Origin of the sequence: Pseudomonas sp. LTJR-52, assembly GCF_003691465.1 — a bacterium.
In the GTDB taxonomy this organism is placed as follows: Bacteria; Pseudomonadota; Gammaproteobacteria; order Pseudomonadales; family Pseudomonadaceae; genus Chryseomonas; species Chryseomonas luteola.
This window is the reverse complement of the sequence record NZ_CP033105.1, coordinates 5,079,792-5,093,424: the sequence shown is the minus strand read 5'-3', so window position 1 is coordinate 5,093,424 and position 13,633 is coordinate 5,079,792. Positions and strand designations below refer to the sequence as shown.

Below are 13,633 nucleotides of genomic sequence, written 5' to 3'. Positions count from 1 at the left end.
GGTCGTGTCAGCCACTGGCCAGCTCCCCGAGTGTGATCGGCTTGATGGGGGGACGGATGCGGAAATATCCCACCTCATCCGGCGACAGGCCTCGTGTCCTGGCAATGATTTCAGTAACGGTCAATCCGCACATCCGCCCCTGGCAGGGCCCCATGCCGCAGCGACCAAACGATTTTGCCTGGTTCGGTCCACTACACCCCAGCTCGACGAAACGCCGGATATCACCCGCCGTCACTTCTTCGCAGCGGCAGATAGTGACATCATCACGTGGCGGAATACGGTTCTCGTCTCGCGGACGATACAGCGCGTCAAGGAACGGGCGAATACGCAGGTTTTTTTCAAGTTGATCCCGCAGTGGCGCTGCCCTGCTGTCACGCTGCGCTGGCGTAATACGCCCCAGGTCCCGCGCAAGTCCAAGGGCAGCTAGCTGCCCTTGAAGCGCAGCAGCCTGCGCGCCACCAATTCCCGTCCCATCACCCGCCGCCGATATGAACGGCACATCCAGTCGGCCCCATTGGTCTATCTCGGGGACAAAGCACAGTTGTGCATCATCCCACCGATGCTGCGCCCTGAGCGCCTGTGTAAACTGGATGTTCGGTACCACGCCCTGATGAAGCAGGACCGTGCTGGCCGGCAAACGGTGCTGCTGTCCATCGACGACAAAGCTAAGTGCTTGCACTTGCGCCTCCCCCTCGACCTGCAAACCCTCGGCGCCGGTATAGTGCGGTACCTCGCCTTTACGTAGCGCCCGCAGCAGCGAAATGCCTTTACGCAGATAGGGCCAGGCGCGAAGCGCCTCCAGCAAATGTCCGCGGGCACGCCAGTAGTCATCCCGGCGGCTAGTGTCTACCAAAGCACTAATCGCGATACCGGCTCGCAGGTACTGCCATCCAAGTAGGTAAAGCAGTGGCCCACACCCAGCCAGAACAACTGGCCCCTGGGGTCCAATACCTGCGGTCTTGAGCAGAATCTGTGCGGCACCGGCCGTCATCACGCCTGGCAATGTCCAGCCAGGAATGGGAAAGGGTCGCTCCATCGCCCCGGTCGCCAGGAGTACGCTTTTCGCAGCGAACGAGCGTACTCGACGATCTTTTAAGTAATGCACCTGTCGCTCTCGTGTCACCTGCCACACGGATGCCCCGGTCTCGTGGCGCACCATCGAACCTTTTAGTGCGTCCGCTAACGAGCTTCCGGCCGCATAATCCGGGCCCAGCATTTCGCGCCGTGCAGGTGAGGCGCTGGTGATACCGCGATAAATCTGCCCACCGGCGGCGACCTGCTCGTCCAGCAATACAACAGAAATGCCAAGCTCGGCCAAGGTTCGTGCACCTGCCATCCCAGCAGGTCCTGCACCAATGACCACGACATCGATCGGTTCAAGATTCATGGCTGCACCTCCATCACGACTGGCTCAAGCGCCGTAAACGGCAGGTCCCGTGCGCCTTGCTGCGAACGAATACGCATGCCATCGGCCACCTCGATCAGACAGCTCTGGCGACTCGGCACCCCGTTGATTTCAACCAGGCACTCAAAGCACACACCCATCATGCAGTACGGCGCACGTGCTTCACCGCCGACTGGAGATGTACGGAAATGCCGTACGCCCGCGAGTAACAGCGCGGCGGCGACAGTAAGCCCGCTTGGTACTTGGAACGGTTGATCATCGAACGTCACGGTGATGAGCGGGCTGTCATCAGCATCGACACGGCGGAACAAGGAATCAGTGGGCATGGGAAAATACCTCCCCCGTGAGAAAACGTTCGCCAGCAAACACCGCCAGCTCTTCCGGTCGTTCACCGCCCCGAATCCATGGGGCAATCCGTGTCACATGCGCGGCAGCAAGCGTCACACCGCTGTGACAGGTGACGACGAACGCCCCAGGATGCGAATCGGACTGTTGATAGATGGGATAGCCATCCGGGCTCATCACCCGCAATGCGCCCCAGGCGCGAACCAGGCGGACATCCGCTAGGAGCGGGAACGTTGTAACCCCACGCTGCGCGATTTTTGCGAGCACGTCGGTAGTCGTCAGGTCATTAAAACCGACCTCTTCCATTGAGTCACCCAGCTGTACGCTGCCCTCGTCCGTCTGCCGAACATTGATCGTGGGATAGTCAAGAAAGGGCTGGACACGCTCGCTGACCAGGACCTGACCACGGTTCGGTGCGACTGGCGCATGCAACCCCACTTGCTCGGCCAATACTCGGTTCCCCAGGCCAGCGGCGAGAACAATGCGTGGCGCGGTGAAACGCCGCTGTGGTGTGACCACAGCAAATTCACCGGACAGAGATTCAATACGCTCCACAGGCATTCGCCCAAGCACAGTCGCGCCGTGGTAACGCGAGCCTGCATGCAGCGCTCGCAGCAGTTTCAAGGGGTTTACATGGCCGTCCATGGGGGTGTAGCTGGCGCCCACGACCTTGGGCCCAATACCTGGCAATCGCGCGTTCAGGTCAGCCTGGTCGAGCATCTCGAACGGGTAATTACCCAGCTCGGCCTGCATGCCTGCCAAGCGCGACTGCCGCTCTGCCAACTCGCTATCGGAAAAGCACATGTGGAACCCGCCGGGCTGTTTGAGGCGTACGTCGACGTCCGTTTCCTTCAACAATCCTTCGGCCAGGCCAGCCCAAGCCAAAGCTGATGACCGAGTCCAACGCGAGTACTCCAAACGGTCGAACCCTTTGCCCTGTACCCACACCAGACCAAAGTTGCCGCGTGATGCCCTGAACGCATCATCGCCCTGATCCAGTACCAGCGTACTCGTACCAGACTTCGCCAGGCCATAGGCCACGGCCATGCCGACCAAACCTCCGCCAACGACGATCACATCCGCGGAGGTGGGGATAGCGTTCGTCATTGCTTCTCTCCAATCAGTACACGATCCAGACCGACCAGACGATCGAGAAACACCATCACCGCCAGCGTGCCGATGATCAGCACAGTCGAGACCGCCGTGATCAGAGGATCAATGGTTTGGGAAATCTGGTTGTACATCGCGACCGGCAGCGTCGTAGTTCCCGGCGTGGCGACGAATACCGTCATGGTCAATTCGTCGAAACTCTGGATGAACGCCAACAGCCACCCCCCAATCACACCGGTACGAATGCGGGGCAGGATCACTCGCCAGAACACAGTGAACCGCCCGGCTCCCAGCGACAACGCCGCCTGCTCGACATCGCGTTCGAGGCCAATGGTTGAGGCTAAGGTCAGGCGCAAGGCATAGGGCAGTACGACGATCACATGTGTAACACTCAGCGCCCATAACGACCCGCCAACCTGCGCCAGTGAAAAGAAGCGTAGAAAGGCAATGCCCAATACCACGGAAGGAATCATCAGCGGTGATAGTAGGAACCCTGTTATCGCGCCGCGACCTGGAAAGTTGTATCGGCTGATCGCCAGGGCCGCGGGAACTGCCAGCAGCGTGGCAAAGGTGGCAGAGACTAGCCCCAGCTTTAGCGATAGCCAGAACGCATCGATCATTTCCTGGCTTTCCCACAGCGCATGAAACCAGCGTAGGGATAGGCCATCGGTCGGCAAGGAAATGTATCCCTCACCCGTGAACGAAACTGCCATCACTACTACCAACGGCGCGACGATGAAGGCAATGAAGAGCGTATGAAATGCGAGCGAGAAAAATCCGTTGCGATACATGGCAATCACTCGAAGACATGTTTGAAACGGCGCTCAGCCAGCCGGCTGCAGCCCACCACGATTACCAGATTGGCAATCAGCAACAGCACCGCGATTGCAGCGCCCAGCGGCCAGTTCAGCGAACCGAGGAATTCATCGTAGGCCGCCGTCGCCACCACTTTGAGACGACGTCCTCCAATGATCGCAGGCGTCGCGAAGGCCGAGGCAGCCAAGGCAAAGACGATGATCGAGCCCGAAAGAATCCCCGGCATAATCTGCGGCAGCACAACCCGGCGAAAGGTCGTCATGCGGGACGCGCCTAACGATAGTCCCGCCTGCTCTACCTGCACGTCGAGCTTTTGCAGACTGGCCCAAACCGCAATCACCATGAAAGGCACCAGTACGTGGGTCAGGGCGAGCACGACACCAAACTGGGTGAACATCATCCGAATGGGAAACTCTGTGATGCCGAGCGCCTGTAGTGCCTGATTTATCAACCCGTTGTTGCCCAGCAGGATCGCCCAGCCAAGGGTTCGCACCACGACCGAAATCAGTAGCGGCCCCAGCACGACCAGCAGGAACAGGGAGCGCCACGGGCTACGCATGCGCGCAATGATGAGGGTTTCCGGTACGCCAAGCAGCACACAGAAGAACGTCACCGCTATTGCCATTCCGCCAGTACGCAGGAAGATCTCGTGGAAGTAGTCATCGCTGAAGACTTCCAGGTAGTTGGCAAACGTATAAATAGGAATCACACCCTCGGTATCGCTGAATAGGTTCAGTGACAGCATCGCGGTCAACACCAAGGGCGCAGCCAATAGCGTGACGAAGACAAGCATCGCGGGCCCGGTTAGCAGCCAGGGCGAGCTGCCGATGCGTTCGGCGTCATACGTGGCCATGGGCGACCTCCTGCTCTAACAGCCGCAGGTCATCATCGAGCCAGGTTAGGCCTATTTCTTCACCCTCCATCGGTGGCGGAGGGCCAAAGTTCGGTTGCGTAACGTTTACCGGACCCAATGGGCTTTCGACTCCGATCAGCCAAAGATTGCCAAGGAATACCCGCATACGCACGGTGCCGCGCAAACGTGCCTCGGTGGGCTCGGCCAGGCGGATTTTCTCGGGCCGAAGGTAGACATTTACATTCCCGTCGAACTGATGCCCCTCGTGCGGAACGTGAAACATCAGGTTGTCCACCTTCACCTCATAGCAGCGAGGCTTGCGGGTATGAATCGCCCCAGCGAAGGCATTGGTCTTGCCCAAAAAGCTCGAGGCAAACGGCGACTGTGGTCGCTCGTAGGTCTCGAATGGAGAACCGATCTGCACAATGCGTCCGCCGTGCATCACGGCGATGCGATCGCTCATGGTCATCGCCTCCACTTGGTCGTGTGTCACGAGGATGGTGGTGATGCCAAGGTCACGCTGGATGGCGCGTAACTCGATGTGCATGTCTTCGCGCAATTTGGCGTCGAGGTTGGACATCGGCTCGTCCAGTAACAATAGATCCGGACGGATCGCCAGCGCACGAGCAATGGCAACGCGCTGTCGTTGGCCACCGGATAGGGCCTTGGGATAACGCGCGCCGAGACCGTGCAGGCGAACCATGTCGAGCGCGGACTGTACGCGCCCTACCCGCTCACTGCGAGGAACACCTCGCATCTCCAGCCCAAAGCTGACGTTCTCCTCAACCGTCATATGCGGAAACAGCGCATAGCTCTGGAAAACGATTCCGAGCCCACGCTTTTCCGGGCGAACATGGGTGATGTCCCGGCCGTCCAGAACGATACGTCCGGCCGTGGGCTGAACAAAGCCTGCAATGCTCTGCAAGGTAGTGGTTTTGCCACAGCCGGAGGGCCCAAGTAGTGAGAGGAACTCGCCCTTTTCCACTGAAAGGTCCAGGCCGGCAATGGCGGTGAAGTCGCCATACGTCTTGACGATGCCATCGAGGGTCAGAAAAGCCATGCATGCCTCCAGGGTGACAAACGCGTTCGCGATTGATCAACGTCCGTATTCGGAAAGGGTTCGAACGCCTGCCGTCATGGTTCTATCCATGACCGTCAGGCACATCGATTCAGCGCTCGATCGTGCGATTCCAGCGTGTCGTCCACTCGGAACGCTTCTGGTTGATCGTGTCCCAATCAACCTTGATCAGGCTGTCGACCTTCTCTTGTCCATAAGGCATGCGGGCGGCGAGTTCAGGCGGAAGTTCAACGGTCCGGTTTACCGGCGCGAAGCCATTGCTTTCCGACTGGATCCTCTGCACTTCGGGGGATAGCACGTACTGGATAAACTTTTGCGAAAGCTCTGATTGCGCGTTTGGCGTCACGGAACAGCCCGCGATCTGCAGCGCCACCGCCCCCTCCTTTGGGTAGATGAACTTGAGCGGGAAGCCGGTGTTCTGAAGCGCAACTGCTCGACCGCTGCCGTACACCGCCATGACTACGTCACCGTTCTGCATCATGCCGTCCATCTCACCGGGGGCGCTAACCCAGGCCAGGACATTTGGTGCGATGTCCTCTTCGAACACCTTGAAGCCTGGATCGATGTTCTTCTCGCTGCCGCCATTCAGGCGTGCCATTTCGATCAAGGAATGTAAGCCGTAGGTATTGGAAATTGGCGGCATACCCAGCAACTGCTGGTACTGGGGATTCTTGAGATCGTTCCAAGAGGTCGGCGCTGCCCAGCCGCGCTTTTTAAAGGCTTCCTCGTTGTAACCAATACCTGTTGCGACCATGCCAAGTGCAGTTGCCTCAGGGCTCAACCGCGCCAACGGATACAGATCCTGGTAGACAGGTGCATCAGCCAGCTTTTCGCAAAAGCCCAGTTGCAGTGCCTGGTACATCGGACCATCGTCCATCATGGCGACGTTGATCTGCTGGCGCCCCTTTTGCGCTTGCAGCTTGGCCAATGTTTCCGTTGAGTTGCCGGAGACGTAGACCACCTTCACCCCGTGAGCCTTTTCGAAGTTGGGAATGACGCGAGTCTTGTACATCTGCTCAGTGGAACCGCCGACACCTGCCACATACAGTGTGGTTTCGGCTTGAGCGGTTAATGAGAAACCGGCTGTGGCCAACAGCAGCGCGGATAGACCATGGCGTAAGGAGATCGATGAGGCGAGGATAGAATGCGAGCTAGTCACGGGCAATGCTCCCTTATTTGCGTAGCGGCAGATCGAGAACTTCGTGGATCACGACAAGAAGGTCGATGCATCCGCTTCCGAAGACTTCGCTATCACACCTTTCGGAAACGCTTTCTTTTTATGGGGCCATTTGGCTTGGGATCGAGTATTGTCGCTTCAAACCCATAGGGTCAAATACGGATGTATGGGTTAAGTATTCATATCTGATATGAAGGCTCGCTATGAATCTAAGGCAGATCGAAGCATTCCGTAGCGTTATGCGCCTGGGCTCCATGACCACTGCAGCCGAAGCTCTGTACACGTCGCAACCCAATGTCAGCCGCTTGATCGCGCAGCTTGAGCTGAGTACGGGGCTCAAATTATTTGAACGCGCAGGTGTACGGCTGATCCCAACGAAGGAAGGCAGCGCTTTCTTTCAAGAGGTAGAGCGCGCTTACGTCGGGCTGGATAGCCTGCGTCAATCCGCAAAGAACATTCGCAATCTTGGTACAGGCCGTTTACGTATCGCTGCAGTACCTTCGACTGGGCTTACACTGATACCTCAGGTCATCAAACACTTCGTCGAAACACACCCGGAGTTGACCGTATCGCTGCATATGAATGCCTCACCCACAGTCGTGCAATGGGTGCAATCACAGTTCTGCGACCTCGGAGTAGTGGTCCAACCAAGCGATGCCGGTCCCTTGGAGACACTCCTCATTACTCAGCTGCGAGCCGTTTGTGTATTGCCGCCAGGGCATCGCCTAGCCGTGCGGGAACTCATAACGGCACAGGATCTGCACGGGGAGAATTTTGTGTCGCTGTGTCATGGCGACGGTACACGCGAGCAGATGGATAAGGTCTTCGAAAATGCCGGCGTCGAACGAAAGCTGGTCGTAGAAGGCCAATACAGCGCCATCAATTGCGAGATGGTTGCCTCCGGGATGGGAGCAGCACTGGTAAGCCCGAACGTTGCACAAGACTTTCTGCACAAGGGCATCACCATCCACCGCTTTGAGCCTGAACTGTTATTCCCGGTTTATGTTGTAACTCCTGCGGCATCAGGCCAGACGCCACTAGCAAGACAGTTCATCCAGGCGCTGCGCGAGCATTATGAAACAGAATTCCCACGGTAATATAGATCATTCAGAGCAGCGTTGAAGCCATGATCGCTTTGACCTGGATACGGATCGGCTTGAGAAAATCATCCTTAGACCGGCCCTAACTCAGCGGATAAATAGGAGCGAGCTACCATCGATATTGATATCAATGGTAGCGGTTATAGCCGGGCCGGTCAGAACTCAGTTGCTGACCCGGCAGGCTCATATTCACAAGGTAACTTTTCACAACACTACCGTTAGCTGTTGCTAGCACCTTATTGAGGATGGCACCGTTCTTTACAATGATTTTGGCCCAGAAAAACCTGGCTTTGCTGGATATTATCTTTGAGCTACAGGTTTGATTATCAATTTTGGGACTTTTCGTAGTTTCGTAGCCTGCTCATAGCTATAGGCCAAGCCTAGCAGGTTTGCTTCGTCCCACTGACGACCTATAAATATAAGGCTGAAAGGCGAGCCCGAAGGATAATACCCCGCAGGCACCGTTACGCCAGGAAAGCCCCCAATATTAATCTCCGATACGGTTGTTTCAGCAATAACATCCGAACTAAACAGAAGAGGCGTTTCTTTGCGCATCTGGGGTAATACAACAGCATCCAGCTTTTGCCTATCCATGACCCCGTTTAACGTCTCGATGTATTTGGTCTTCGCCTTTAAGAAGGCATCTAGCCTAGGCGGCTTTGAAGGGTTTGCCAAAGAATCCTCAAAGCCTGGTTGAGAGCGTTCGTAAGCTAGCGGGCCACCTTCAGCGAAGGGATCCTGCTTAATCAACCTGGTAAGCTCTTCCAGCGTATGCGCTGGAGCTTGTGGGCCAAGACGCTGTAGGTAGTTTTGTAGATCAAAGGCAACAGAATCCTCACCCCGTGGATCATACCCACCAAGCCCTGGAATAGGAGAGGGTTGTGCAATCGAAGCAAATCCTGACCCGGCAAACGGGTCGGTGACTACTATCGCGCCTTCCGCCTCAAGTTGAGCAATCGCTTGTTTGTAGAGTGCCTGGGTATCAGGGGAGAGTGGCGCATCACGCCAGCCAGGTCCATAAAGCCCAATCCGTTTACCTTTCAGCGCTGTACGAATGAGCTGACTGGTATACCCGTTAACAGGTATATGTCCAATCGAGGCTACGGTTTTGGGATCAGCCGCAGTGTAACCGGCCAGAGCATCAAGCGTGATGGCAGCATCATAAACGGTTTTGGCATGTGGCCCCACAACATCACGGGTACTCGTTGCAAGCGGTACTACTCCAACATTAGGAACGAGACCAAAAGTAGGTTTTATACTGACCAACGCTTGTGCTGCGGCCGGATTCTGAATAGAGCCGCCAGTTTCTTCAGCGAGTCCCAACACCGCAAGGCTACCTGAAACTGCTGTAGCTGTTCCTGCGCTGCTTCCACCTGTCGCACGTGTTTGATCTGCTGCGTTGTAAGTAGGACCTGCCCAGCTGTCATTAGCATTAGTACCGCTTAGGCTTAAGACAGGCACATTGGTCTTACCGAGAATAACTGCACCAGCAGCACGTAATCTCTCGACGACCGGAGCGTCAACGGCCGGAATCAGGTCGATCCCGCCGGCACGGCGACTCAGCGGCGCCCAGCCAGCGGTGGTAGGAAGCCCTGCAAAGTCCATTGTGTCCTTTACCACTACGGGAATCCCAGCCAAAGGCCCGAGCTTTTCACCTGCGGCGCGGCGTTTATCAATCGCCTCGGCATCGCTCAAGGCATTTGGATTCATGGTAATAATAGCGTTGTAGCCAGGATTATATTTTTCAATACGGGCCAGGAATGCTTCGGTTAACTGCCGGGAGGTATATTGTTTTCGCTCAAGAGCTATTTGGGCTTCTTGCGCTGTCAGCTCTACGATCTTGATGTCTTTCGCTAATGCCTGTTGAGCCAATAGCTGGCAACAGGCCAAGACTGACATCACTAGCAATGTGGGAGTTATTGGTTTTGCCTGCATAAAAAACCTTTAGCCTGTGCAGATGCAACATCGCATCCGGAGACTATCAGCAAGAGATATGCCGCATATATTTGTAAATAGGTTGCCTCCTTAGGCACCAGGACAGAGCAGTGTTGGAGAACCAGTTAGTAAAGGGCTTCATTTTAGTGCGATAGGATTAGCTATATAGGATTAGAGAGTCTTAGCTAAATAAGTCGGGTTAATCTATCAACTCATTTGTAGTGGCCTAATGATTTCGAACACCCATTTAAGTAAGAATACTCGCCTGAGAAGGTGTCTGAGGACCAAGCCCCGTCGTTCTTTTACGCCTGAGTTCAAGCGCGAGGCTGCCAGCCTGGTGCTCGATCAGGGCTACAGCCACATCGAAGCCGCACATTACCTTGGGCTAGTTGAGTCGGCGCTTCGCCGATGAGTGAATCAGCTGCAAGAGGAGCGCAATGGTGTCACTCCAACCAACAAAGCCCTAACGCCTGAGCAGCAGAAGATTCAGGAATTGGAGGCCGGATCAATCGGCTGGAACGAGAAAAACACATATCAAAAAAGGCATCGCGCTCTTGATGGCCGAGGAGCACGAGCGCTCGCCTTGATTGCTCCAACGAGCCTGTTGATCTGTTGTACAGCGCTGCAAGATAAACCAGCCTTGCGTTTGATCAGAGTGCTAGGTTCTTTTTGCCAGTCGATCTCCCTATCCAGATGCGTACGCAGTTCCAGGCGCTCAAATAGAAAAAGGCACGTCATATTGATCAGAGTAATGGTGACGGCCTGAATCTCGAGAGCTGGATCGGCCTGGATAGTGAGTACTCGTCGGCCATGGGTTGTACCTGCGCCGGTGGCTAATGCCGTCAGGTCTGAGGGAAACCCGCACGGGGTTCATCTGGCGCGGGTAGAAAGGAGAGGATTTATAAGATTAAGTATAGGATTGATCAGCGTCTCCCAGTACTTTGAGTACCGCTCCTCGCAACTGATCTATTGACCATGGCTTTGCCAGGAATTGGTCAAAGGCGTCGAAGCTAGAAAGTGAGCTGGTGTTATAGCCTGAAGTCAGCACAACCTTGATATGAGGCCATTTGCTAGCGACTAGTTTTGCTAGATCAACACCGTCCAGTCGCCCTGGTGTACGCACATCTGTTACCAGAACGGCTACGCTTTGACCGTGCTCTTGTAGAAAGGAATAGCCATCGTCGGCGGTAGGGAGCGCTTCGACTCTTGGCCCAACGGAGTCCAGCACCTCGGCCATTAAGAACCGTAGGTAGTCTGTATCTTCAACGATAAGAATCTTTTTTCCGGTGGTGCATTTGCCTACTCCATTCATAGTGTACCGCCACCTCTCAGAGAGCTTGAGTTGAAAACCTCGTCAAGGATAATTGTAGGCAAAGCAGAGGTAGCTTGGCTCTGCTTTCTGAAAAATTATGTGGCCGAGACAAGTTAAGCGCTTTTAATCCTCTGCCACGAGCCTACGCTAGGAGGTTTCGTCCTCAATCACGAGCACTGTTTTTTCTGAATTGTTCTCTAACATAGAGGCAAGGGTCAGAGGAGAGGGTTAGCGTTCCTATGCCCTGATCGATAACCTAGGCGAGCCTCCGAGAATTTCCTCCCTTGAGATAGTTAGGCCAGCCTCTTAAGGTCTTCAATGATGCTGGCCTGTATAGAGCGATGTTTACAACCCAAGCTTTTCTGATGTCCTAGCGTTTACTAGCCAATTGTTTGTGGCAGAACTTTAGACTTTAAAACGCTGCACCATTGCAATGAGTCTTTCATTAGAAGCCATAAGTGCTTGGGTGCTGTGATCGGTACTCGTACCGGTTTGAACAAGCTCTTCTACCATATGTCGAACAGCGACCATGTTCTGGTTAATCTCTTCAGCAACGGCGCTTTGCTCTTCTGCAGCGGTTGCAATCTGCGTGCTCAGATCATTGATACGAACGACAGATGTCGCCATACCATCAAGGCCTTCATTGACGCGTGATGTTTTATCCACCGTTGCTTGGCAGCTATTTTTCGTCTTTTCCATCGCGCTAACCGCTGCACTTACACCTTGCTGTAGGCTTTCCAGCATTTCGTTGATTTCTGAGGTACTTTGTTGAGTGCGCCCCGCCAACGCGCGGACTTCATCAGCAACCACGGCAAAGCCGCGACCTTGCTCTCCTGCCCGAGCAGCTTCAATGGCCGCGTTAAGCGCAAGTAAATTGGTTTGCCCTGCAATCTCACCAATCACCCCAAGTACATTATTGATCCGCTTGGCATCCTGTTCCATCGCCTGAACTTTAGCGGTAGCGGTTTCGACCTCAGCTATCAACGCACCTACGCTGTTAGAGGCCTCTAGTACAACCCTTTTCGAAACACGGGCGCTTTCATTGACATCTTGGGTGAAACTGGCGGTTTCCGCTGCACTACGAGCTACCTCATCAGCCGTTGAGCTCATCTCAGTAATGGCTGTGACCGCCTGGTCTGTCTCCGAAGCATGCCGGGCTAAAATGTGATTACTGTTTTTGGACTGCTGCTTTAAATGCTCGATCCCGTTAGCGATTTCTACCGTAGCTCCATTCACATCGACAATTAGTGTTTGCAAGTAAGCAATAAAGCGATTTACCGCATGGCCCACTTCACCGAGCTCATCCGGCGCACGGATCTGAATACGACGGGTTAGGTCTGCTTCCCCGGCAGACAATGTGTCGATATTTTGCCTGAGCACCTCAAGGCGCTTCATGAGCTTACCTAACGCCAGTACCATCATAAGCAGGAGGATCAACACCATTGGTATTTGCAAAAAGGCCAGGGTCTTGAGAACCGCTGTGCTGTTTTCCATTAGCAGACGAGTCGGTTGTGCTACGGCCATCAACCAGGGAGTCCCTTCGACTGGCACCAGGAAAAAGCTATAAGGCTCGCCGCTGGAATCTGTATAGTCACCCCGCTCTAGTTGAGAATGGCTACCTGACTTCAACACTGCCTGGATCTTCGCTACAAAGGGCAACTGACCGGCCAGATCAGAAACATTCTTGAGTACGATATTGCCGCTGATCTCAGGCTGATTACTGAGAATTTTACCGTCGGCTTCCACAATCATGATTTCAGCACTGAGTTCCTTTTCTTTATCTGCCACCAGTTGATTGAAAAAGCCCAACGTCAAATCGATTGTCGAAACACCAAACAGTGTCCCGTTTTTAACAATAGCCATCGCACAGTTCGTACGCGGCTCGGGACTGGCCTCGTCCTGATAGGCTGCTGCCCATACACACTTGCCATTAACCGCTTTTTGTCCAGCCAGATGCCACGGCTGCTCATAATAATTAAGCGATTCAGGCGTGTTCCAATGAGTATTCAGAATCAGTTTTCCTGATGCGTCTCGGTGATAAAAGGTGCTGTATTTGGTACGGCCTAACAGGCGTTTTTCGGGAATGGGCCATATACCACCGCCGAATACCTTTTGATCACCGTATTGGTCAATCAGACCAGGCAAGAGACGATCAATAGCCTCATTGTCCATTAATGGAACGGCCTGCGTAATCGCGCGGGATTGAGCCTGAACCTTATCCAGCTCACGGATAATTTGATTGCTGATTTCCTGGGTCTCATTAATCAATGTTTCTTGATCCGCAGCCATAAGGCTTGGGGTCACGAATTGATTGATACCCAGTACAGTCATTACGACGACCGCTAAAATGAACGCTAAAAAGGTTAGCGTGTAGCGCACTTTGATTGTCTTGAACGAAACCATGGTCATTGCCTCGATGATGGGCGCTTTCAACGTTCCGTGCGCCAACAAGCGTTATCGGCAAACCAGGCTTAATACTTAAGCACAGATCTTCTGATAGAA

General features: G+C 54.5%; 11 protein-coding genes and 2 pseudogenes. 2 read left to right on the top strand and 11 right to left on the bottom strand.

Annotation, left to right across the window (positions count from 1 at the left end; genetic code table 11):
* Positions 1-7: 7 nt before the first annotated feature.
* The 7 genes from EAW52_RS23500 to EAW52_RS23470 form a co-directional block, all read right to left on the bottom strand.
* Complete coding sequence (locus EAW52_RS23500) at positions 8-1,387, bottom strand: NAD(P)/FAD-dependent oxidoreductase (protein ID WP_122044297.1); 1,380 nt, start codon at positions 1,385-1,387, stop codon at positions 8-10.
* Positions 1,384-1,731 (bottom strand): (2Fe-2S)-binding protein, encoded by a 348-nt coding sequence (locus EAW52_RS23495; RefSeq protein WP_122044296.1) that lies wholly within the window; start codon positions 1,729-1,731, stop codon positions 1,384-1,386. The genes EAW52_RS23500 and EAW52_RS23495 overlap by 4 nt, the downstream gene beginning before the upstream one ends.
* A complete protein-coding gene (locus tag EAW52_RS23490) occupies positions 1,721-2,857 on the bottom strand; it encodes an FAD-binding oxidoreductase (protein ID WP_122044295.1) in 1,137 nt (378 codons plus the stop codon). Before EAW52_RS23490 ends, EAW52_RS23495 begins: the two co-directional genes overlap by 11 nt.
* The gene (locus tag EAW52_RS23485) at positions 2,854-3,651 is read right to left on the bottom strand and encodes an ABC transporter permease (protein WP_122044294.1); all 798 of its coding nucleotides are present in this window, start codon (positions 3,649-3,651) and stop codon (positions 2,854-2,856) included. Before EAW52_RS23485 ends, EAW52_RS23490 begins: the two co-directional genes overlap by 4 nt.
* 5 nt (positions 3,652-3,656) lie before the next feature.
* Positions 3,657-4,529 (bottom strand): ABC transporter permease, encoded by an 873-nt coding sequence (locus EAW52_RS23480; protein WP_122044293.1) that lies wholly within the window; start codon positions 4,527-4,529, stop codon positions 3,657-3,659.
* Positions 4,516-5,589 carry an ABC transporter ATP-binding protein gene (locus tag EAW52_RS23475; protein WP_122044292.1) on the bottom strand — a complete coding sequence of 358 codons (1,074 nt, stop codon included), beginning with the start codon at positions 5,587-5,589 and terminating at the stop codon, positions 4,516-4,518. The genes EAW52_RS23480 and EAW52_RS23475 overlap by 14 nt, the downstream gene beginning before the upstream one ends.
* A gap of 109 nt (positions 5,590-5,698) precedes the next feature.
* Positions 5,699-6,766: an ABC transporter substrate-binding protein gene (locus tag EAW52_RS23470; protein ID WP_256680671.1), complete on the bottom strand. Its 1,068-nt coding sequence runs from the start codon at positions 6,764-6,766 to the stop codon at positions 5,699-5,701.
* 221 nt (positions 6,767-6,987) lie between these two features.
* Between EAW52_RS23470 and EAW52_RS23465 the strand changes: the two genes are divergently transcribed.
* Positions 6,988-7,881, top strand: coding sequence for a LysR substrate-binding domain-containing protein (locus EAW52_RS23465; protein WP_122044290.1), 894 nt, complete (start codon positions 6,988-6,990; stop codon positions 7,879-7,881).
* A gap of 303 nt (positions 7,882-8,184) precedes the next feature.
* On the opposite strand, the gene EAW52_RS23460 is transcribed toward EAW52_RS23465, so the two are convergent.
* Entirely contained in the window at positions 8,185-9,819 is a 1,635-nt protein-coding gene (locus EAW52_RS23460; protein WP_218567903.1) for an amidase, read from the bottom strand.
* Between the two features lie 229 nt (positions 9,820-10,048).
* On the opposite strand from EAW52_RS23460, the pseudogene EAW52_RS23455 reads away from it, so the two are divergent.
* Positions 10,049-10,447 (top strand): annotated as a pseudogene (locus EAW52_RS23455) (transposase); the annotation flags it as partial.
* Positions 10,448-10,726: 279 nt separating this feature from the next.
* On the opposite strand, the gene EAW52_RS23450 reads toward EAW52_RS23455, so the two are convergent.
* The 3 genes and pseudogenes from EAW52_RS23450 to EAW52_RS27000 all read right to left on the bottom strand — a co-directional run.
* Positions 10,727-11,131 carry a response regulator gene (locus tag EAW52_RS23450; protein WP_122044288.1) on the bottom strand — a complete coding sequence of 135 codons (405 nt, stop codon included), beginning with the start codon at positions 11,129-11,131 and terminating at the stop codon, positions 10,727-10,729.
* 405 nt (positions 11,132-11,536) lie between these two features.
* Positions 11,537-12,367 carry a methyl-accepting chemotaxis protein gene (locus EAW52_RS27005; protein ID WP_372238935.1) on the bottom strand — a complete coding sequence of 277 codons (831 nt, stop codon included), beginning with the start codon at positions 12,365-12,367 and terminating at the stop codon, positions 11,537-11,539.
* A gap of 27 nt (positions 12,368-12,394) precedes the next feature.
* Positions 12,395-13,420, bottom strand: a pseudogene (locus tag EAW52_RS27000) (cache domain-containing protein); the annotation flags it as partial.
* Between the last annotated feature and the right edge of the window lie 213 nt (positions 13,421-13,633).